This is a genomic window from Paraburkholderia sp. EB58, from assembly GCF_050436665.1.
Taxonomy (GTDB): Bacteria; Pseudomonadota; Gammaproteobacteria; order Burkholderiales; family Burkholderiaceae; genus Paraburkholderia.
Genome location: NZ_JBNDMQ010000001.1, coordinates 210,238 through 230,645 on the forward strand (window position 1 = coordinate 210,238; position 20,408 = coordinate 230,645).

Here is a 20,408-nt window from a genome sequence, read left to right on the forward strand (position 1 = left end):
GCACTGATCGCTTCGCCGTGGGCGACGCTGCTGCCGGCGGCGCTGCGGGCCTTCAATGCGACCTCAACGCCGACCCGAGATCAGCTGTTGTTACGGCCGGCCATGACGCCGCCGTCGACATCCCACACTGCGCCGGTAACCCAGGATGCCTTTTCCGAGAGCAGGAAAACGATAACCTCGGCCACGTCGGTTGGCGTACCTACACGTCCGATCGGGTGAAAGCTGTTGAAACCCTCAAGTGTGCTATGCACGTCAGCCTTCGGGATAAATCCTTCGTAGATCGGTGTCTGCACGACCGCTGGAGAAACCGCATTCACGCGGATTTTTTTGGATGCCAGTTCCATGGCCAGATGCTGGGTCAGCGAGTGCAGACCGGCCTTGGCCATCGAATAGGCCGACGACGGTGTGGCTTCGATCGCCTGTTTAGCCCACATCGAACCGATATTCACGATCGACCCAGGACGGTTCGCAGCGACCATGTTCGCGACGACCTTTTGCGTAATAAAGAAAAACGCTTTGTTGAGTTTCTGATACTGCTCGTAGTCGGCTTCGGTATGTTCCAGGAATGACTTCGGGAAGAATACGCCGGCAGCATTGACCAACATGTCGATATCCTTGTGGTCACGATCCAGCTCAGCCAGCAGTACCTTAACCCCCTCTTCGCTCGTCAAATCGGCGGTCAATGCGAAGACCCGGTTGCCGCTGCCGCCGGCCGCCAATGATGCACGGGCTTCTTCAGCCTTTACCGCGCGGTGGCCTACTACAACCACACTCCCACCTTCCTGCAGCACCATGTGTGCCGTCCTCAGACCCATGCCGCTAGTCCCACCGACCACCAGCAACTTGCGGCCTTCAAATAATTGCTTGTTCATCAACTCACTCCTATTGGACAGAAACCCTACCAACCAATTGGTAGGTAATCAGGACAAAAAAACAACTAAGCCCACATGTAAGAAAACAAAGCATCGACCATCTTCCGAGGACCACGCTCGGACCTCAAGCCTCGCCCCACCAGCATCGCCCCTTCAAGCACGGCCAGCAGCGCCTGCGCGACGTCGGCTGCCGGACGGTTCGCCTTCAGCGAGCCATCGCGAACACCTTTCTCAACCACCGAGGTGAGCCATTCCGCATTGATCTGGAAGAAACGGCGCACCTCAGATCTGATCTCTTCGGGCAACGACTCCGACTCGGCGCCCAACATCCCACACGCACAAAGCCGCCCGTCTTGCTCATAGGTATTGAAAAACAATTCCGCGTATGCCCTTAGCTGGTCTGGAGCCTTCGTTACCGTGCCCTCGATGCGCAGCAACGCCTCGCGAAACCGATGTGTGTAACGCTGCACCACCACGGCTCCCAACTCCACCTTGGTTGCAAAATGATGATGCACGCTAGGTTTGCGGATACCAACCGACTGCGCAATGTCCTCGTAGGAAAAGCCGTTGTAGCCGACCTGCTGTATCAGCCCCTCTGCCGCATCGACGATGCGTGTGGCTGAATCAGTGAGCTCGGTAAAGTGCTTCATGGGCTGAACGTCGTTACAGTGACAGTGACAGTGACGGGATTGACACAGGCTTCAGTCAATGCGAACTACCAGTCGCAATGAACACAAACCTATCGATTGGTAGGCATTGTGCGACATGAGAATGCAGCTGTCAATCCCGGAGACGATCCGGACGGTAGAGTCGGAACCTCAGGCCATCGATCCCAACCCGCGCCGAAACCTCGGGATGGGCAAGGATCGCTTTCGGTTCCGAGCCGAACAGAACGCCGTGCCCGAACGGCTGGTAAAAGAGCGGCTTGACGCCCATGCGGTCGCGGACCAGCAGAAGTTCCTGCTTGCGAGTATCCCAGATGGCAAACGCATAGATGCCGACCAGCTGGTCGACAAAGTCTTCACCCCACTTAAGATAGCTTCGCAACACGACTTCGGTGTCGCTCCGGGTTTCGAAATGGTGACCGCGCCTGGTCAGGTCCTCACGGAGTCCGACGAAGTTATACACCTCACCGCTATAGGCCAGGCAAGCGAGAGCCTTGCCTTGCGATGTCGCTTGCATTGGCTGTGCGCCGCCTTGCAGGTCTATCACTGAGAGGCGGCGATGTCCCAGTGCTACATGCCGATCGATCCAGACACCTTGGGCATCGGGGCCGCGCAACGCCATCGTTTCGGTGATCTGATCAATGACGGATTCCGATCGTTGAGATTCCGCTCGCACCGTTGCGCGGTACGCTGAAGAAGCAGACGTTCCTTACCGGCGATGCACCGAGCTATGCCGACTATTGCGTGTTCGGCATGTTCATGTGGAGTCGCTGCGTGAGCGACATCGCGATCGTGGAGCCGGACGATCCGATCCACGCATGGCGCGAGCGGTTGCTCGACCTGTTCGACGGTTTCGCGCGGAAAGCGCCCGTGCACCACTTGGTGTCTGGCGGGAACATGCATGACCAGCCACACGCCTGAAGATTTCCCGATCCGTACCTTCGACAAGACAAGACAAGCTCCCCTACGTAGACATCGACGGGCAACGGCCATGTCAGCAACGCAGCGTCCTCGACAATTCTGAAAGCTGAGCGTGTCTGCATCTTGCAACAGGAAATTTAATTAATTAGGAAACCTACAGTGTCCGACTATGATTTTGATCTCTTTACCATCGGTGCCGGTTCAGGAGGGATTCGGGCAAGTCGGCGAGCGGCCGCTTTCGGGGCGCGTGTTGCGGTAGCGGAACAACGCTTTCTGGGAGGCACCTGTGTAAATATCGGATGTATTCCAAAGAAACTGCTTTCTTACGCGGCGCACTTCAAAAAAGATCTTGAAGACTCCCGCAGCTACGGCTGGTCGTTTGACCAGCCTGTGTTCGACTGGCGTACCTTGCTGGACGCGAAGAACAGGGAGATTGAACGTTTAAACGCCGTTTACCGCAATTTGCTCAATCAGTACGGCGTCGAATTGATCTGGGGCAGAGCAACGGTTACCGGGCCGCACACCGTTGACGTGGACGGCCGCACATTCACGTCGAAGTATATTCTGGTCGCGACGGGAAGCCATCCAACTGTACCGGACATTGAAGGCGCGGAATACTGCATTACCTCTGACGATGCCTTCTATCTCGACACGCTGCCGGGGCGCGTCGTCGTCGTCGGGGGCGGCTATATTGCGGTTGAGTTTGCATCCATATTCAACGGTCTGGGTATCGACACGACCTTGGTGTACCGCGGCGATCGCCTGCTCAAGAATTTCGACGCAGACCTCGGTCATTTCCTCGCGGAACAGATGAGAACGCAAGGCATCCGCATTCGCTTCAACACGGAAATCCGCAAGATCGAGCGTGACGGTACGACATTGAGTTGTGTGACCGGTGACGACGAAAAACTGCCCTGTGACACAGTCCTCCATGCAACCGGCCGGGTACCGAATACTGCCGGTCTAGGCTTGGAGTCGGTTGGCGTAACGCTTGCGCCGAACTCGGCGATTGTCGTTGACGATGCCTTCCGAACTGCTCAACCATCAATATATGCGGTCGGAGACGTCATTCATCGAATGCAACTGACGCCTGTTGCGCTGGCTGAAGGCATGCTGGTCGCGGATCGCCTTTTCAACGGCAGCACTGAACGCATGGATTACAGCGGTGTTCCAACTGCGATTTTTAGTCACCCGAATGTCGCTACCGTTGGGCTGAGCGAGGAACAGGCAACCGAAAGTGGCTACAAGATCGACCTGTACCGTAGCATTTTCACCCCTCTCAAGCATACCGTTTCGTCGTCTGGCGACAAGGTGTTACTTAAGCTGATCGTTGACCGCGAAAGCGATCGCATCCTCGGTGTTCATATGGTAGGTGACGACGCCGGCGAGATCCTTCAGGGGTTCGCCGTAGCGATCAGGTGCAAGGCGACGAAGGCGCAGCTCGATGCCACCGTGGGTATCCATCCCACCATAGCCGAAGAATTTGTCACGATGCGCGCCAAGGTTGGTGCTTGAATTGTTTTCGGATTGCGCCAGACCGATAAGCATCGGGCGAGAGCGCGTACAGGAATTTTTTAATCTTAGGAGTATGAAATGCCAACTTACATCATTTCAGCAGGTAGCGACTTCTTTTCCGAGCGCACCAAACAATCCATCGCGGAGAAAATCACCCGAGATTATGCTGAGATTACGGGCGGACCGACCTTCCTGGCGCAAGTGATTTTTAACGCCATACCCAAAGGAAGCCACTTCGTAGGTGGCAAGCTGCTCAATGCCGATCAAATCTTCGTGCACGGATATACGCGCGCGGGGAAAACGCCCGATCAGAAGGCCAAGATGCTCGATAGCATCGTCGACACCATCGCGGAGGCCGCCTCAGTGGCGAAGCGGTCCGTTTGGGCGTATCTCAGCGAGCTGCCACACACGCACCTGGTCGAGTACGGGCACGTCGCGCCCCAACCGGGGCAAGACGGAGAATGGCTGAATACGTTGCCAGTGGAAGATGCCGCGTTTATCCGAAGCATCGCCTAAACCTGTTCATCCGCTTCGCCCGCCGTAGCTGAAATTGAGAGGACCTCACATGTTTTCTTTCCGCTTCTTCGCTACCGCCACCGTTGTCCTGCTCGCAATCGCACCAGCCTTCGCCGAGGCGGCGCCGTCCCGGGTCCGCGGCACCATCACCGCTATCAATGACGGCAGTATCACCGTCAAGGAGAAGGACGGCCGCACCTTCACGCTAAAGACCGGACAGTACACGACGTATGCCGACGTCATTCCATCCAGCCTCGACGAGATCAAAGTCAACGACTTCGTCGGCTCCGCTGTCAAAGGGTCGCCGAGCTCAATGGTCGCGGTCGAGCTCGCCATAATCCCCGACAGCATGCGCGCCGGGCGAATTGGTTATTACGGATGGGATCCGCTGCCCGACCCAACCGCCATGCAACCGACCGGCACTTACGCGACCGGCATGACGAACGGCCGGGTGTCGAAGCTCTCGCCGGCAGCGCCTAAGCTCACCAACACCAACATGACCAACGGCATCGTCTCCGCCGAGAAGGGCGGCACGGCTGGTCGCACGCTCACGGTCACCTATGACGGCGGTAGCAAAAGCCTTCATATCACCGTGCCGCCGAACGCGCCGATTGTGCGCTACGTGCTGGCCGACCGGTCAACGGCCTTCATAGGGTCTACGGTCTTCATCAAAACCAACCCCGGCGACCGAGCGGGACTCGTCACCGTAGGCAAGGGCGTCACGCCCCCGATGTGAGGGCAGCCACAACCGCGGTCTCCTTCGTGCCGTCGTCGATGCGTCGCGCGCTTGCTGGGAAAAACCGTCATGGACTCACTTTCTGAAAATTTTGTGGAATAAATTGGGCCGTCGTTCGTTTCTTCCATCGGCTTTGATTTTCCCCACTGTCTTCCGCTTCGGCGTCGTCGGACCTGCTTGCGCTCTCCACCCGCTGCGGGCGACGACTGCATCCTGCGAGTTTGGTAGTGAAAAGACCGCTCTCATCGAATCGTCATCAAGCGGTCGCTCGTGTCTGAATCCGGCATAGGTTCTAGTCTTACCGCGTCGAAAACCTACGGCGTTCGTCAGGCGTTCGGCAACATGGACGCGCGTCGAGCCGGGGCACGCGCACCGTCGTAAATCTCGGCAGCTTCTGCAGCAACGTCGTGACGTCTTCCACATCGAGCACTCAGCGCCAAGGTCAGGCCGCCACATATCGCCTCATTTCTAAACCGACTGCCACATTTCGGTCATGTTCAAGGCTCATTCTTTCGGATGCCTTATCGGTTGTGAGTCAACAGTTGTCTCCCTGTAGCGCGTGCCGTGAAGCCAGGAGTCCTTATCTTCTGGCTGCGCTGGACGCCGTCTCCCTCAATCAACGGCAGATAAACAACGAACATGACATCAAACAGTCGACGTGATTTCCTGCGAGCCGCCGCACAAGCGGCCGGCGCGGCTACCGCCCTGGGTGCCGTGCCTATCGGTATCCGCAGTGCACTGGCGATACCTGCGCACAATGCGACCGGCACTATCGAAGACGTACAGCACATCGTTGTCTTCATGCAGGAAAATCGCTCTTTCGATAACTACTTCGGGTCACTGCGCGGCGTGCGCGGCTTCGGTGACACGCGCCCCATTCCACTCACAACCGGTAAGTCCGTATTTTTCCAGCCCGCCAACAACGCCGACGGCTATGTCTTGCCTTTCCGCCCGAATCTTCCGAACCTCGGCCTGCAGTTCGTGCAGGATCTGGACCACAGTTGGCCCGGCACGCATGCGGCATGGAACAACGGCCGCTATGACCAGTGGGTGCCGGTCAAGGGCACGACGACGATGTTCCATCTGACGCGCGAGGACATCCCGTTTCACTATCAGCTGGCCGACGCATTTACGATTTGCGATGCCTATCATTGCGCGGCCATGACGCCGACCGACCCGAACCGCTACTACATGTGGACGGGCTGGGTAGGCAACGACGGAACCGGTGGCGGCCCTGTAATCGATAACGCCGAGGCCGGTTACTCGTGGGGTACATTCCCAGAAAAGCTGCAGGCCGCCGGCATATCGTGGAAGGTCTACCAGGACATGGGTTCCGGTTTGAATCCGTCGACCGGCTGGGGCGACGACCAGAATCCCTTTATCGGCAATTTCGGAGATACCTCGCTTCTGTTCTTCAAGCAGTATCAGAACGCGCAGCCCGGCAGTCCGTTGTTCGAAGGGGCACGCACGGGTACGCAGGTCGAGGTGAGCGGGACCTACTTCGACATACTCAGAAACGATGTGCAAAACAATACGCTGCCTCAGGTTTCGTACATCGTGGCCCCGGAAGCGTTTTCGGAACACGGCAACTGGCCGCCGAACTACGGCGCATGGTATGTCGACCAGGTCCTTCAGGCACTCACGTCCAACCCGGAAGTATGGAGCAAGACGGTGCTGCTTTTGACCTACGACGAGAACGACGGCCTCTTCGATCACATGCCGCCGCCGTATGCGTCATCCACGCCCGCAACTGGCCTTTCCACGGTCTCCACGGCGAACGAGTTCTTCGCGGGTTCGGGCGACAATCAACCCGGTCCCTACGGTCTTGGGCCGCGCGTACCGATGATCGCCATCTCGCCATGGTCAAAGGGTGGCTACGTGTGCTCCGAAGTCTTCGACCACACATCGATCATCCGGTTTATCCAGAAACGTTTCGGGCAAGGCAACAGCCTGGAGGAACCGAACATCACGGCATGGCGCCGCACGGTATGTGGAGACCTGACATCGATTTTCAACTTCAGGAACCCTAACGACGGTTTTCCGCAACTGCCGGCCACGACGTTTCCGGCAGACAAGAACCGTCACCCGGATGTCGTACCTGTCGTGCCGAGCACCCAGTCACTGCCGAAACAGGAATCCGGTGTACGGCCGGCACGCGCACTACCATACGAGTTTTTCGTTCGCGGCGGCGTGAACGGGCAACGCAACGCGTTCCGTTTGCACATGACGAACACGGGGCGCGCGGGTGTCAACCTTCTGGTCTATTCAGGCAATGCGACGGATCTGCCGCGCAGTTATACGATTGAAGCAGGTAGGGACCTTTCAGACGATTTGATGCTCGCTCCGGGGGGCATCTACGATTTCTCCGTGTTCGGACCCAATGGCTTTCTGCGCCGCTTTGTGGGCAAAGCAAACTCTACGGGGAATCAAGGAACAGCGTTTCAGATTGCCGATGGCTACGATGTCGCAAACGGCAATCTGCAGCTGCGTCTGACGAACCCAGGTAAAGAGCGATCCGTTTTCAAGCTTGACAGTGCCTACAACTCGCCGATGACCGGCGAACTCAGCGTGCGCGGTGGTGATGTCAGCGTTCTGATGATTGATCTTCGAAATTCGTTCGGGTGGTACGACCTGACAGTGACAGTCAACGCCGACACAAATGCCCTGTGGCGCATTGCCGGTCACGTGGAAACCGGACGTGACAGCGCATCAGATCCAGCGCTCGGAGGCTGACGTTGAGTCGTTGATGATCGGGGCCCCATCCTACGGGCCATGACGCCGCCACATGCAGCAATGAGCGGGCCGGTATGGCCGCTCGTTGTTCTATCCTCCACTCCGCGTTCCCCCCAGACAGGCATGCCAGAATTAGACGAGAATCCGAAACAGTCATGTCGGCCAACCCATGCTGATCTTTTCAAAGCGAGTCTATAGACTGGTTCCATCGACGTTGCAGACACACCACCTCACCACTGTCGCGATGTCATCCTGAACCGAAGTCGATACTTTTTTGGAGTTCATCATGAAGAGCAAGATCGTTGCCGCGCTGTTGGTTGCTGTCTCCGCTACGCTCGCTGCCCCTGCTTTCGCAAGCGGCTATGGTCCGGCACCGTTTTATCATCCGGCCGTCGGCGCACCTGCTTCCCAGCGTGGCGAAAGCGCGCAAACCGTCGCGGCCGAACGCGCTGCGGCTGATGGCAACAGCGCCTACGGCGGCGCGAATGACCAGGCGTCGGAATCCGGCCACCATTTCGCCAAGCTCGCCTCGCTGTTCCACCGCAATTAAGCTCATTTGACCTGCTGCACCGAGTTTGTTCAAGGCAATCAGAAAACCACGCCATGCAGGCTTGATATGCCTGCATGGCGCTGGTTCCCGGCCCGCATATCCTCCGGGGTTACTGCGTCAGCGAGTTCCGGCGTGACCTCATTGAGGCTCGGCGACGAACACAGCGCGCCCAGAGCCACCAGCTACGTCATCACGAAGTGCATGTCGCGCATGCGATGCAAAATAGGCGCTCACCGTCTACCTCAATTCAGTTCCGTTGCAGGTTATCCAGTTCGCGGGACAATTCCGGCAACGCCAGTTCCCGGGCAAGCGGAAGCGTCAGCCACATTTCCACCTCGGACAAAAGAAAACTAGTCGACGCATTGACGAACCGCGCTGTGATAACGGGTGTTATCGCCACGAGCGCGACGGCCGCTTCTCAGAAACTACGTTGTCCATATCATGGTGCCCCGCTCCGCCGGTGACCGTGGTGTCACGCGTCGATCACCGCCCACGGCGCGGCCGCCAGGCATTCGGCCAAATAGTCCAGCAACGCCGTCACGCGTGCCGGCCGCAGAACACCCGGTGGCGTCACGAGGTTCACGTTAATTTCCGCTATACGCCATTCAGGCAGCACCTCTTCCAGTTCGCCGCGTTTCAGAGCATCCCAGACGATGAACTCGGGCTGCAGTGCGAGGCCTCGCCCGGCGAGAAGCGCGGGACCAATCACGTCCGCGTTGTTGCTCCTGATCCTGCCGCTTACTGGCACCGCGCACTCTTCCCCTGACGCGTGACGGAAGCGCCACAGTTCCGGGGTTGGCAGGTTGGTGTAGATCAGGCAGGCATGCCGTTCCAGTTCTCGCGGATGACCAGGGCGCCCGTGCTTGTCGAGATAAGCGGGCGACGCGACCAGCGGCCGGCGCACCGCGCACAACCGGCGCGCGCGTAGTGAGGAATCCTCCAGTTCTGCGATGCGAATGGCCACGTCGAGCCCGCTGGCCACCACATCCACCAGATGATCGCTGAGCGACAGGTCAACGCCGACGTCCGGGTAGCGGTCGAGGAATGCGGGGACCAGCGGAGCCAGATATTTGAGCCCGAACGACATGGGCGCGGTAACGCGCACCATGCCGTGCGGCGTGAGCGCCTGGGCGGAAGCCTCGGCTTCTACGGCTTCGCCATCGTTCAGGATGCGGATCGCGCGCTCGCGCGCCATCTCGCCCGTGGGCGTGAGCGAAAGCCGGCGCGAAGTCCGGTAAAGCAGCGCCGTGCCCAGCCGCTGTTCCAGCCGGCCAATGGCTTTCGATACGGTCGGTTGCGACATACCGAGTGCTTCCGCGGCTTTCGCAAACGAACCTGCGTCGGCGACGCGGGCAAAAATTGCCCACGCTTCAAGGTCAGGGAGAGTGTTCATGAAAGATTTGGAATGGGTTCGATTCCATTCATTCTATTTCTTGATTGGCGACGCTCCAATAGTATCAGCGTGCTGCCGCGACTCGACGCAACGAGTCGCGGGCCGCGAGACGCCGCGTGTCCACTCCTTCCAATCGAGAGACGATGATGCCCCAAGCTCAAGCCAAACCCGGAAAGTTGCTGTTGTCCCCTTCCGACCACACGCTGATCCTCATCGACCACCAGTCGCAGATGGCCTTCGCCACGAAGTCGATCGACCCGGTCGTGCTGCGCAACAACGTCGCGCTGGTGGCGAAGGCGGCGAAGGAGTTCTCCGTTTCGACGATTGTCACAACCGTTGCCGCGAAGACGTTCTCCGGTCCGATCTTCGACGAGATCCGTTCGGTGTTTCCCGACGAGGAGTTCATCGACCGCACTTCGATGAACACCTGGGAAGACTCGCGCATCACCGACCGCGTGAACGCCATCGGCAAGTCGCGCATTGTGATTGGGGGCCTGTGGACGACCGTGTGCGTTGTCGGTCCGGCGCTGTCCGCGCTCGACCAGGGTTTCGAAGTGTATGTGATCGCTGACGCGTGCGGCGACGTCACCGACGAAGCGCACGAGCGCGCGATGGAGCGGGTAATCCAGGCGGGCGCGCGTCCGATGACCTCGCTGCAATATCTGCTCGAGTTGCAACGCGACTGGGCGCGCGGCGAGACCTACAACCAGACCGTTGCCACCGCGATCGAGCATGGCGGCGGCTATGGGCTCGGCCTGATCTACGCGAAGACGATGTTCGGCGGCAGCGAGGCCCACTGATCCGCGGACGCGCCGCACAAGCCATATGAACCGTGGCAGGTGGCCCGGTGCAACGCTCGGGCCACTGTCCGGTTCCCGACCCGAACCCGACGAAGCGAAGACAGCACACCCATGAAGCTCTATCTGCTCTCTCTGGGAGCCGGCGTCCTCGTCGGTGTCATCTATAGCCTGATCAACGTGCGCTCGCCGGCACCACCGCTCATCGCACTGCTCGGTTTGCTCGGCATGCTGGGCGGTGAGCAGGTGATACCGGTTGCGAAGCGTCTCCTGTCAGGAACCACACTTTCGGCCGCATGGCGCGACGCCCATTGCACAAGCCACGTCTTCGGCATGTTGCCGGGCCGTCAGGCTTCAGAACAGGCGCGACGCGAGACGACCGACCCAGAGGAACACCGCTCATGACAACCTCTCACCCCGTTCCGGATCTCGTACTGCGCAACGGCCGCTTCACGACGCTCGACCGCGCGAAGCCAATAGCGTCGGCCGTTGCCATTCGGGAAGGCAAGTTCGTTGCCGTCGGCGACGATGCCGAAGTTGTGCCGCTTGCCGGTGCGACGACTCGCGTGATCGATTTGAAGGGCCGACTGGTTCTGCCTGGTCTCATCGACAACCACACGCACGTCGTACGTGGCGGCTTGAACTTCAATATGGAGCTGCGCTGGGACGGCGTGCGCTCACTCGCCGACGCGATGAACATGCTCAGGCGCCAGGTCGAGCTCACGCCACCGCCGCAGTGGGTGCGTGTGGTGGGTGGCTTCACCGAGCAACAGTTCGTCGAGAGGCGGCTGCCCACCATCGACGAGTTGAACGCCGTCGCGCCGGATACGCCAGTCTTCATCCTTCACCTTTACGACCGGGCCCTGCTCAATGCGGCCGCGCTGCGCGTCGTCGGCTATACGAAGGACACGCCCGAGCCGCCGGGCGGCCAGATCATGCGCGATGGCCAGGGCAACCCGACCGGGTTGTTGCTCGCGAAGCCCAACGCGTCGATTCTCTACGCGACGCTTGCGAGAGGGCCGAAGCTGCCGTTCGAGTATCAACTGAACTCGACGCGTCACTTCATGCGCGAGCTGAACCGGCTCGGCATCACGGGCGTCATCGACGCAGGCGGCGGCTTTCAGAACTACCCGGACGACTACGAGGTCGTCCAGAAGCTGGCCGCCGAAGGACAGATGACTATCCGTCTCGCCTACAACCTGTTCACGCAGAAGCCGAAGGCGGAGAAGCAGGACTTCCTCGACTGGACCAGGACCTCGAAATACAAACAGGGCGACGATTACTTCCGGCACAACGGTGCGGGAGAAATGCTCGTCTACTCCGCCGCCGACTTCGAGGACTTCCGTGAGCCGCGCCCGGACATGCCGCCGCAGATGGAGGGCGAACTCGAGGAAGTGGTGCGCGTGCTGGCCGAAAACCGCTGGCCGTGGCGCCTGCATGCCACCTACGACGAGACGATCAGCCGGGCGCTCGATGTCTTCGAGAAGGTTAACCGCGATATACCGCTAGCGGGCATCAACTGGTTTTTCGATCACGCGGAGACGATCTCGGAACACTCGATGGACCGCATCGCCGCGCTTGGCGGCGGCGTTGCTGTGCAGCACCGCATGGCCTATCAAGGCGAGTACTTCGTCGAGCGCTACGGGGCGGCAGCGGCCGAGGCTACGCCGCCGGTCGCGAAGCTGCTCGACAAGGGAGTGAAGACCTCAGCCGGCACCGACGCGACACGAGTCGCATCGTACAACCCCTGGGTCTCGCTTGCGTGGCTAGTGACCGGCATGACGGTAGCCGGTCTGCGTCTCTATCCGCGGCGCAACTGCCTCGACCGCGAAACGGCGCTGCGCATGTGGACCGAGAAGGTCACCTGGTTCTCCAACGAGGAAGGCAAGAAAGGCCAGATTGCGGTCGGCCAGTTCGCCGATCTGATCGTGCCCGACCGCGACTTCTTCGCCTGCGCAGAGGACGAGATCGCGCAGACGACATCGGAACTGACGATCGTCGGCGGACGCGTAGTGTACGGCGCGGGCGAATTCGGCCCGCTCGACGACAGCGCACCGCCGCCCGCGATGCCCGACTGGTCGCCGGTGCGCCGGTTCGGCGGCTTCGCGGCGTGGAAGGACGCTGCGGGCTCGCGCGGGGAAGGCGAATCCACGTTGCAACAGGTCGCCGCCGCCGCGTGCGGGTGCTCCACCGCCTGCTCGGTACACGGCCACAGTCACGCGCGCGCATGGTCGGGCAATGCGCCGGCCTCCGACCTGAGCGCATTCTGGGGCGCGCTCGGCTGCGCGTGCTGGGCGGTCTGATGTGAGCACCCTCAAGGCAGGCAATCCCGGGTGGGTGAGCGCGATCCTCGGATGGCGCTGGCTCCTGCCAATGGCGCGCGCGGCGCTGGTGTCCGCGTACGTCCTCGGCGGCGTGACCAAGCTCGTGCATTTTCCCGCGGCCGTCGCCGAGCAGGAGCATTTCGGGCTTCGTCCGGGATGGCTCTGGGCGGCGCTTGCGATCCTCGTCGAGCTAGGCGGGTCGGTCTGCGTGATCGCGAACCGGCTGGTCTGGCTGGGCGCGGGCGGGCTGGCCTGCCTGACGGCCATCGCCATGCTCGTCGCCAACGACTTCTGGAACGCGGCGGGCAACGTGCGCTTTTCAGCGACCAACAGCTTTTTCGAACACCTCGGGCTGATCGCTGCCCTCGTCATGGCCGCGCGGCTCTCCGATCTGGATGGCCGGCGCGTGCATGCCCGCTCTCACCAAAAACACTAGAGGAACTCCAACACCATGCCAATGATCCGTTCCCTGATCGCGACCGCCCTGCTTTCGGCCAGCGTCGCGATGTCGTTTCCCGCCACCGCGACGACTCCGCTGAAGAGCGCCGAACATGCTGTACTGCATCCGGCGAGCCCGATCCTTGCCGTCGGACCGCAATACGATACAACGCACGTCTATGTCGCGCCCGAGGACTTCGACCGCTTCACAGACAGCCTCGTCGCAACCTTCGGCGGCCACAAGTCGCAGCAAGGCGTGTTTCAGGTGACGCCCACGCCGAGCCAGACCATGTCGCAGCTTGTCTTCACGCCGGTCGGCACGCTTTCGGTATTCGGCTTCAAGACGCCTGTTCCCTGGCCGTTCGGCGACGAGCGTACGGGCTATCTCGTCACCGACATGGACGCTGCGGTCAAATCCGCGAAGGCCCACGGCGCCGACGTGAAGGTCGCGACGTTCCCTGACCCCATCGGCCGCGACGCGATCATCGAATGGCCGGGCGGCGTGCACATGCAACTGTATTGGCACACCCAGGCACCGAACTACGATCCGCTGCAGACCGTGCCGGAGAACCGCGTCTACGTGTCGCCGGAGCGCGCCGATTCGCTGATCCACAACTTCGTCGCGTTCTCGCATGGCAAGGTCGTGTCCGATGAGCGCAATGCGCCGGGCGTCGAAATCGGCCGGACGGGCGACACGTACCGGCGCGTGCGCATCGAGTCAGGCTTCGGCAAGATGACCGTGCTGGTGACGGACGGCCATCTGCCGTGGCCGTTCGGCCGGGAGATGACCGGCTACGAAGTGACGGACCTCGCCGACACGCTGAAAAAGGCCGAAGCCGCGGGCGCGAAGGTACTGGTCCAGCCGTTCTCGGCCGACCAGCGCGAGGCGGCGCTCGTGCAATTCCCGGGCGGCTATATCGCCGAGATTCATTCGGTGGCCCATTGATTAACGGCATGCCGTCGACCACCGGATCCAGGCGATGAAATACGCGGACAGCGCGCTCGCGGCCGTTGCCGGCTATGTGGATACGCTGAGCTTCGTGGCACTCTTCGGGCTCTTCACGGCGCACGTAACCGGCAATTTCGTGCTGATCGGCGCCGCGGCGGCCGGCTTCGGCCAAGGCGTTGTGATGAAGCTGATGGCGTTTCCGGCGTTCATCGTCGGCGTCGTGCTGAGCAGCGTGATCGTGAAGGCGACGCAATCCGGGGGATCGAGTCGCGGTGCTGTTTTGCTGTATGGCGTCCAGGCCGTGCTGCTGCTGGCGTTCTGTCTGGCTGGAGTCGGCGTGACGCCGGTGGTCAGCGCGAGCAGCGTGCCGGTTGTCGTATGCGGGATGATCGGCGCCGCGGCGATGGGCGTGCAGAACGCCCACGGACGTTTGATCGCGCGCGCGGGCGTGCCGAATACCGTCATGACCGGCAACGTCACCCAGGCCGTGCTCGACGCACTCGAACTCGTGTCGTCCCAGGTGACGGGGGAAGCGAAGTCGGCGGCTCGCGCGCGCCTTGGCAAGACGCTGCTTGCGGTAGCGTGCTTCGGCGCAGGCGCGATCGCAGGGGCGCTCGCTTACCGGTTTGTCTTGTTCTGGGCGCTGCTACTGCCGTTTGCGGTGCTGGTCTGGCTGGCCGCCGTTGGTCATGACGAGCCTGGCTTGACGGACCGCGCAGCAGCCACAAAGCCGCGCTGATGATTGGGGAAACGCGCGTGCTCGAAAGCAGGAGAATGATTCGGACTGCGACAAGACAAATGGGGCGCAGGCATCGCTGTGCGCTGTACGTCACGGCTGCGGGAGCGGCTCTCGCCCTGAGCGCCGGGGCGCGTGCGGACACCGGCACATCGGCGTCGATGGGTACGGCCGCGCCAGTGTGCTCGGCCAAGCGACCGCAAGTGATGTTCAACCGGTGGCAGGAAGACTGGTCGGTGCTGGCGAATCCGTGCGTGCCCGCAAAGCCGTTGGACGACCTCAAATATATGCCGCTCGGCGGCGATCCGGATTCGTGGCTCTCTCTTGGCGCGAACCTGCGCGAGCGCATGGAGTTCAACGATGCGCCGCTTTTCGGCATCGGCCCGGGACGCGCCAACACCTATGTGATCCAGCGCGCGGAGGTGAGCGCCGACGCCCACCTCGCGCCACACTGGCAGTTTTTTGTGCAGCTCGAAGACGCGCGCGCATTCGGTAAGGATGCCGTATCACCTGTTGACAAGAATCCACTCGACCTGGAGCAGGCGTTCGTCGCCTGGGTCAGTCCGCTGGATGGTGGAACCGTGAAGCTTCGCATCGGTCGCCAGGAGATGGCGTTCGACTTGCAGCGGTTCATTTCCGTTCGCGACGGCCCAAACGTACGGCAAGCCTACGATGGCGTCTGGGCTGACTATGAGCATGACAAGTGGCGCTTCATCGGCTACGCCACGCAACCGGTGCAGTACCGCGACGTCTCGGCGTTCGACGATGTGTCGAACCGGCACCTCACGTTCAGCGGCGTGCGCTTCGAGCGTCAGGATGCCGGGCCGGGCGATCTCTCCGGATACTACTCGCGGTACAACCGGAGCAATGCGCGGTTCCTCGATGCAACCGGCGATGAGCATCGGGATGTGTTCGACCTGCGATACACCGGAAAAACCGGGCACGCCGACTGGGACGTCGAATCGATGTTCCAGAGCGGTCATGTGGGCACGAAGCCGATCTTCGCATGGGCGGTTGGCTCACTTGCAGGCTACACGCTGGCCGCGCCGTGGACACCGCGCTTCGGCATCCAGATCGACGCGGCATCTGGTGACCGGCATACCAACGACGGCCGGGTGGAAACGTTTAATCCGCTCTTTCCGAATGGTTACTACTTCACGCTGGCGAGTTATACCGGCTACGCCAACATCATCCACATCAAGCCATCGATCACGCTGAAACCGTCGAGCCGGCTCGCGCTGCTGGCCGCAATCGGGTTCCAGTGGCGAGAGACGACAGGCGACGCCGTGTACCAGCAAGGCAGCGTCGTCGTGCCGGGTACCGCGGGGCACGGTACCCGGTGGACGGGCGCGTACGCGCAGCTACGAGCAGAATGGACGATCGCAGACAACCTGATCGGCTCCGTGGAAGCCGTCCATTTCCAGGTCGGCAATTCCGTCCGGAGCGTGGGCGGCAGCAATGCCGATTACATGGGTGTAGAACTCAAATATGGCTGGTAATCAGCGGGCTGCCGGACGGTTTAGGAATCGATGAACGCCAGCAGATCCGCATTGAGCGTATCGGCTTGCGTGGTGAGCATGCCCACGGGAACCTGAAACAGCAGGCACACCCGCTTGCGATGAAAAAAATCGCTTCGTGGTATGTTCCATCGCTTTACAGGCGTACCGGTCAGGGTATAAAAAATGCACACGTCCCCCGCCGCGGCACGCGACCAGCTGGTCGCAGACGATCAATCTCGCCGCGGACTTGCAAAAGTTGTCTTCGCGACGTCGCTCGTCAGCGGACTTGAACTATTCGATTTCACCGTGCTCGGTTTCTTCGCGGCGATGATCGGAGATCAGTTTTTTCCTTCGAAGAATCCGATGACGTCATTACTGCTTGCGGTCGGTACGTTCGGCGTCGGGTTTTTCATGCGTCCTCTTGGCGCGGCGCTGATCGGAGCGTACGCGGATCGCGGTGGACGACGCGCGGCGTTCAACGCAACCATCTGGCTCACCTCGCTGGGGACGGCTGCCATCGCCCTTTGGCCGCCCTTTGCGACGATCGGTGTTGCCGCCCCGGTCATTCTGGTCGCGGGCCGCTTGCTGCAAGGGTTCGCTGCAGGTGGCGACGTCGGCGTCGCCACGACCTTGACGATGGAATTGGCGCCCGCTTCGCGCCGCGGCTACATGGTGGGCTGGCAGCTATGCGGCCAGGGTGGCGCGGCGTTGCTGGGCGCCTCGCTGGGCATGCTGCTCACGCACACCATGCCGCCGGCTGCGCTGGCTGCCTGGGGATGGCGGATACCGTTCCTGATCGGACTGCTGATTGTGCCCGCCGGCATGTACTTCCGCCGACGCCTGCAAACGCCCGCTGTTGTGCATCGCGCCCGCGATCAGGCGCAAGGCACGCTCGCCGAACTGTGCCGCGAGCACGGCAGGACGACCGCACTTGCGACCCTGATGATGCTGTGGCGAACCGTGCCCGTTTACGCAATCGTCTACTACATGCCCAGCTATCTCACGCGCATTTTGCATCTGCCGGCGATCGTCGGATTCAGTTCATCCGCGCTGTCGGCGCTGTTGCTGGTCGTAATTTCGCCGCTCTCAGGACTGCTTACCGACCGGCTGCCGCGCCGCAGGCCACTGGTGCTCGCAACATCGGGCCTGACCGCCCTGCTCGTCTACCCGGTTTTCTCGCTGATGACCCACATGCACGGCGCCTGGCCAATCCTGCTGGGCGTAGGGTTGATTACCGCCTTGATCGCGCTGGGCGCGAGCGCCAATACGCTGCTGGTACTGGAGGCGCTTCCGCCGCGGGTGCGCGCGAGCGGCGTCGCCATTTCCTATGCGCTGGGCGTAGCGCTCTTTGGAGGCACCGCTCAGTTCGTCGTCACAGGATTGGTCAAATGGACGGCCGACCCGATGTCCGCGGTCTGGTACATCGCGCCGTCATGCGCGGTGAGCTTTTGCGCGGCGGCTCTGTTCAAGGAAAGGCGCGAAGAAGACTGAATCCGGCCTTCAGCCGTCGATGTCCGCAGAGTCGCCAATGCGTGAAGCGGAAGCCGGTCCGATCAACAACCCGTCTGTTTCACGCGCTCGACCGCGAGCCCGAACGCCGGTCGCAGCTTCGTACCGACGACGTTACCGAAAAATGCGGAGACGAGCCACAGCCAGCCGTGCAGGCTGCCCGACACGATGCCGCTGAAGTACGCGCCGATATTGCAGCCGTACGCGAGGCGTGCGCCGTAGCCGAGAAGCAGTCCGCCGACGACTGCCGCGACCAGCGAGCGCAGCGGCAGGCGCCACACCGGCGCGTAGCGGCCGGCAAGCGAAGCGGCAATCATCGCGCCGATCACGATGCCGATATCCATCACCGACTTCACGTCGTGGCTGATCGGAGCGGCGAGCGCTGCCGCGTTCGGGCCGGCGCTCCACACAGGCCAGCTCGCGACGTCGATACCCATCGCGGAAGACGCCTTGGCGCCCCACAGCGCGAACGCCGACGTGATGCCCCAGGGATGGCCCGACAGCGCAAGCGTCACGAAGTTGAGGACCGCGAGCACGGCGCCGCCGACGAGCAGCGGCCACGGTCCACGCAGCCACGACGACGTGTTCGGTGCGAGATCGCTCACGAGATGGCCGTGGCGGCGCTTTTCGATCAGCACGGTCACCGCGGCGATCGCCGCGAACACCACGAGGTTCAGCGCGATCGCCGGCCCCGCGCCGAGCGTCTTCACGAGCGAGATTGGCTGGAGATGCGGCAGCGCAGCCCAGAACGGCATGTGCGCGGTACCGACCACTGAGCCGACGATGAACGCAATCAGCGTGACCACCATACGCGTGCTGCCGCCGCCGACCGTGTACAGCGTGCCGGAGGCGCAGCCGCCGCCGAGCTGCATGCCAATGCCGAAAATGAACGCGCCAACCACGACCGACGTACCGACGGGCGACACTTCGCCGACCACTGGATGACCGAACAACGTGCCGGCCGAAAGCGCCGGGAAGAACAGCAGCACGCCGATCGCGAGCATGAGCATCTGCGCGCGCAGGCCTGCGCCGCGGCCGTCGGCGATGAACACGCGCCATGCGGACGTGAAGCCGAACGCGGCGTGATAGAGCGTGACGCCGAGCAGCGCGCCGAGGACGTACAGCGCGGCCTGCTTCGCGCTGACGGTTTGCGCGAGATAGATCGCCCCGACTATGACGAACGCGAGCGCGACGGCGAGCGGCTTCGGATTGATGTTGACGAGCCGGCGAGGCGCGCCACCGAACGACGTGGATAGATCGGACATGATGAGCGGGACGGGCGCGCTCGTCGCACAAGGGCGGCACGCCGGTGAAAACAGGCGGTCGCTGCACGGGCGAAAGGCCGCGAAAAATCGTTTAGGGAAGGGCTGCAAGTATATCGAAATGTCGCGTTGCGACTGCTGCCGGCCGACGGCCGCGCCTCTCGATGGCGTGGCCGGCGCACGTCGTGCCGGGAGCCCGTAAAGCCCGTCGTACGGGGCTTGGCGAGCACGGACGCCGGCTAAAACCGGTCGCTTAATAACCAGTTCGTATATCGATATTTCGAATTTGAATTGAGAGGAGCCGATTCGGCTAACAAAATATTCATCTGTTTCATTGCAGTTCGATACTTCGCGCAGCCCAACATTGCATCTTCACAACACCGCGCAAGGAACTAACATGAAACCCTTCTGGAGCAAATCCGCAGTAGCGTTTTGCGTGCTGCTGGCAAGCGGCGCGGCGTCGGCAGCCAGCAAGCTGACGCCGGCCGAGTGCAACGACTATCCTTTCCAGCCGTTGAGCAAACCGGTCACGCATGCCCAGGTGATACAAGAACTCAGCGAACTGGAATCGGTCGGCTACGATCCGTCGGCTGGAGACGAAAGCTACTATCCATCGGACATCCAGTTGGCGGAAGCGCGCCTCAGGTTGAAATACCGTGCCGATTGTCTCGGAGAGAACGTGAAGGTGCCCACGACACGGATCGAATCGAGTAGTGACCTCGTAGCGCCGATGTGATTTTCAGGCAAGGTCCATTTACGAACGGCCCGGCTATGTCCGATTTGGCGACTTGCCTGAAGATGACCCGGTCGTTAGGCGGGAGAGCTATCTTTCGAGCGGTGATATATCGCGCAATCGATAAAGGTGTGCGCTCGATTTTCGCCGTACCGGAACGCCTCGTCTTCATGCAAAAATTCAGCCTGCTCTGGAAAACTTGCAATCGCCGGAGATAAATTGTCGGGCGGGAAAATGGACCAGGAAACCTGGTATCGGCG

General features: G+C 61.3%; 20 protein-coding genes and 1 pseudogene. 16 read left to right on the forward strand and 5 right to left on the reverse strand.

The window, feature by feature from the left end:
- Positions 1-80: 80 nt before the first annotated feature.
- The 3 genes from P3T40_RS00950 to P3T40_RS00960 all read right to left on the reverse strand — a co-directional run bounded on the left by P3T40_RS00950 (position 81) and on the right by P3T40_RS00960 (position 2,159).
- Positions 81-872: an SDR family NAD(P)-dependent oxidoreductase gene (locus tag P3T40_RS00950; RefSeq protein WP_429265809.1), complete on the reverse strand. Its 792-nt coding sequence runs from the start codon at positions 870-872 to the stop codon at positions 81-83.
- A 65-nt stretch (positions 873-937) separates the two neighbouring features.
- Positions 938-1,522 (reverse strand): TetR/AcrR family transcriptional regulator, encoded by a 585-nt coding sequence (locus P3T40_RS00955; protein ID WP_429265810.1) that lies wholly within the window; start codon positions 1,520-1,522, stop codon positions 938-940.
- Between the two features lie 130 nt (positions 1,523-1,652).
- Positions 1,653-2,159: a hypothetical protein gene (locus P3T40_RS00960; protein ID WP_429266114.1), complete on the reverse strand. Its 507-nt coding sequence runs from the start codon at positions 2,157-2,159 to the stop codon at positions 1,653-1,655.
- A 56-nt stretch (positions 2,160-2,215) separates the two neighbouring features.
- Here P3T40_RS00960 and P3T40_RS00965 point away from each other — a divergent pair.
- The 7 genes and pseudogenes from P3T40_RS00965 to P3T40_RS00995 form a co-directional block, all read left to right on the forward strand.
- Positions 2,216-2,311 (forward strand): annotated as a pseudogene (locus P3T40_RS00965) (glutathione binding-like protein); the annotation flags it as partial.
- Complete coding sequence (locus tag P3T40_RS00970) at positions 2,312-2,458, forward strand: hypothetical protein (protein WP_429266129.1); 147 nt, start codon at positions 2,312-2,314, stop codon at positions 2,456-2,458. It abuts the pseudogene before it with no gap.
- 159 nt (positions 2,459-2,617) lie between these two features.
- Entirely contained in the window at positions 2,618-3,973 is a 1,356-nt protein-coding gene (gene gorA / locus P3T40_RS00975) for a glutathione-disulfide reductase (protein ID WP_429265811.1), read from the forward strand.
- Positions 3,974-4,051: 78 nt separating this feature from the next.
- Positions 4,052-4,489, forward strand: a complete 438-nt coding sequence (locus tag P3T40_RS00980; protein ID WP_429265812.1) for a tautomerase family protein — start codon at positions 4,052-4,054, stop codon at positions 4,487-4,489.
- Positions 4,490-4,538: 49 nt separating this feature from the next.
- On the forward strand, positions 4,539-5,225 hold the full coding sequence (locus P3T40_RS00985; RefSeq protein ID WP_429265813.1) for a hypothetical protein: 687 nt from the start codon (positions 4,539-4,541) through the stop codon (positions 5,223-5,225).
- A 639-nt stretch (positions 5,226-5,864) separates the two neighbouring features.
- On the forward strand, positions 5,865-7,958 hold the full coding sequence (locus tag P3T40_RS00990) for a phosphocholine-specific phospholipase C (RefSeq protein WP_429265814.1): 2,094 nt from the start codon (positions 5,865-5,867) through the stop codon (positions 7,956-7,958).
- A 286-nt stretch (positions 7,959-8,244) separates the two neighbouring features.
- Entirely contained in the window at positions 8,245-8,508 is a 264-nt protein-coding gene (locus P3T40_RS00995; RefSeq protein WP_429265815.1) for a hypothetical protein, read from the forward strand.
- Positions 8,509-8,980: 472 nt separating this feature from the next.
- On the opposite strand, the gene P3T40_RS01000 is transcribed toward P3T40_RS00995, so the two are convergent.
- Positions 8,981-9,901: a LysR family transcriptional regulator gene (locus P3T40_RS01000; protein WP_429265816.1), complete on the reverse strand. Its 921-nt coding sequence runs from the start codon at positions 9,899-9,901 to the stop codon at positions 8,981-8,983.
- Positions 9,902-10,047: 146 nt separating this feature from the next.
- Between P3T40_RS01000 and P3T40_RS01005 the strand changes: the two genes are divergently transcribed.
- From P3T40_RS01005 to P3T40_RS01040, 8 genes are all read left to right on the forward strand, one after another.
- Entirely contained in the window at positions 10,048-10,701 is a 654-nt protein-coding gene (locus tag P3T40_RS01005; RefSeq protein WP_429265817.1) for a hydrolase, read from the forward strand.
- Positions 10,702-10,812: 111 nt separating this feature from the next.
- On the forward strand, positions 10,813-11,103 hold the full coding sequence (locus tag P3T40_RS01010; protein WP_429265818.1) for a XapX domain-containing protein: 291 nt from the start codon (positions 10,813-10,815) through the stop codon (positions 11,101-11,103).
- Complete coding sequence (locus P3T40_RS01015) at positions 11,100-13,001, forward strand: amidohydrolase (protein WP_429265819.1); 1,902 nt, start codon at positions 11,100-11,102, stop codon at positions 12,999-13,001. The genes P3T40_RS01010 and P3T40_RS01015 overlap by 4 nt, the downstream gene beginning before the upstream one ends.
- Position 13,002: 1 nt before the next feature.
- Positions 13,003-13,458 (forward strand): DoxX family protein, encoded by a 456-nt coding sequence (locus P3T40_RS01020; protein ID WP_429265820.1) that lies wholly within the window; start codon positions 13,003-13,005, stop codon positions 13,456-13,458.
- A 21-nt stretch (positions 13,459-13,479) separates the two neighbouring features.
- Positions 13,480-14,406 (forward strand): glyoxalase, encoded by a 927-nt coding sequence (locus P3T40_RS01025; RefSeq protein WP_429266115.1) that lies wholly within the window; start codon positions 13,480-13,482, stop codon positions 14,404-14,406.
- A 34-nt stretch (positions 14,407-14,440) separates the two neighbouring features.
- The gene (locus P3T40_RS01030) at positions 14,441-15,148 is read left to right on the forward strand and encodes a YoaK family protein (protein ID WP_429265821.1); all 708 of its coding nucleotides are present in this window, start codon (positions 14,441-14,443) and stop codon (positions 15,146-15,148) included.
- 59 nt (positions 15,149-15,207) lie between these two features.
- A complete protein-coding gene (locus P3T40_RS01035; protein ID WP_429265822.1) occupies positions 15,208-16,644 on the forward strand; it encodes an alginate export family protein in 1,437 nt (478 codons plus the stop codon).
- Between the two features lie 183 nt (positions 16,645-16,827).
- Entirely contained in the window at positions 16,828-18,135 is a 1,308-nt protein-coding gene (locus P3T40_RS01040) for an MFS transporter (protein WP_429265823.1), read from the forward strand.
- 62 nt (positions 18,136-18,197) lie between these two features.
- On the opposite strand, the gene P3T40_RS01045 is transcribed toward P3T40_RS01040, so the two are convergent.
- The gene (locus tag P3T40_RS01045; RefSeq protein WP_429265824.1) at positions 18,198-19,418 is read right to left on the reverse strand and encodes a YeeE/YedE family protein; all 1,221 of its coding nucleotides are present in this window, start codon (positions 19,416-19,418) and stop codon (positions 18,198-18,200) included.
- 394 nt (positions 19,419-19,812) lie between these two features.
- Between P3T40_RS01045 and P3T40_RS01050 the strand changes: the two genes are divergently transcribed.
- Entirely contained in the window at positions 19,813-20,151 is a 339-nt protein-coding gene (locus P3T40_RS01050) for a DUF4148 domain-containing protein (protein WP_429265825.1), read from the forward strand.
- Positions 20,152-20,408 lie beyond the last annotated feature (257 nt).

Coding starts and splice junctions, on each gene's coding strand:
- P3T40_RS00950 (WP_429265809.1), bottom strand. CDS start 872: ATGAACAAGCAATTATTTGAAGGCCGCAAGTTGCTGGTGGTCGGTGGG.
- P3T40_RS00955 (WP_429265810.1), bottom strand. CDS start 1,522: ATGAAGCACTTTACCGAGCTCACTGATTCAGCCACACGCATCGTCGAT.
- P3T40_RS00960 (WP_429266114.1), bottom strand. CDS start 2,159: ATGGCGTTGCGCGGCCCCGATGCCCAAGGTGTCTGGATCGATCGGCAT.
- P3T40_RS00980 (WP_429265812.1), top strand. CDS start 4,052: ATGCCAACTTACATCATTTCAGCAGGTAGCGACTTCTTTTCCGAGCGC.
- P3T40_RS00985 (WP_429265813.1), top strand. CDS start 4,539: ATGTTTTCTTTCCGCTTCTTCGCTACCGCCACCGTTGTCCTGCTCGCA.
- P3T40_RS00990 (WP_429265814.1), top strand. CDS start 5,865: ATGACATCAAACAGTCGACGTGATTTCCTGCGAGCCGCCGCACAAGCG.
- P3T40_RS00995 (WP_429265815.1), top strand. CDS start 8,245: ATGAAGAGCAAGATCGTTGCCGCGCTGTTGGTTGCTGTCTCCGCTACG.
- P3T40_RS01000 (WP_429265816.1), bottom strand. CDS start 9,901: ATGAACACTCTCCCTGACCTTGAAGCGTGGGCAATTTTTGCCCGCGTC.
- P3T40_RS01005 (WP_429265817.1), top strand. CDS start 10,048: ATGCCCCAAGCTCAAGCCAAACCCGGAAAGTTGCTGTTGTCCCCTTCC.
- P3T40_RS01010 (WP_429265818.1), top strand. CDS start 10,813: ATGAAGCTCTATCTGCTCTCTCTGGGAGCCGGCGTCCTCGTCGGTGTC.
- P3T40_RS01015 (WP_429265819.1), top strand. CDS start 11,100: ATGACAACCTCTCACCCCGTTCCGGATCTCGTACTGCGCAACGGCCGC.
- P3T40_RS01025 (WP_429266115.1), top strand. CDS start 13,480: ATGATCCGTTCCCTGATCGCGACCGCCCTGCTTTCGGCCAGCGTCGCG.
- P3T40_RS01030 (WP_429265821.1), top strand. CDS start 14,441: ATGAAATACGCGGACAGCGCGCTCGCGGCCGTTGCCGGCTATGTGGAT.
- P3T40_RS01035 (WP_429265822.1), top strand. CDS start 15,208: ATGGGGCGCAGGCATCGCTGTGCGCTGTACGTCACGGCTGCGGGAGCG.
- P3T40_RS01040 (WP_429265823.1), top strand. CDS start 16,828: ATGCACACGTCCCCCGCCGCGGCACGCGACCAGCTGGTCGCAGACGAT.
- P3T40_RS01045 (WP_429265824.1), bottom strand. CDS start 19,418: ATGTCCGATCTATCCACGTCGTTCGGTGGCGCGCCTCGCCGGCTCGTC.
- P3T40_RS01050 (WP_429265825.1), top strand. CDS start 19,813: ATGAAACCCTTCTGGAGCAAATCCGCAGTAGCGTTTTGCGTGCTGCTG.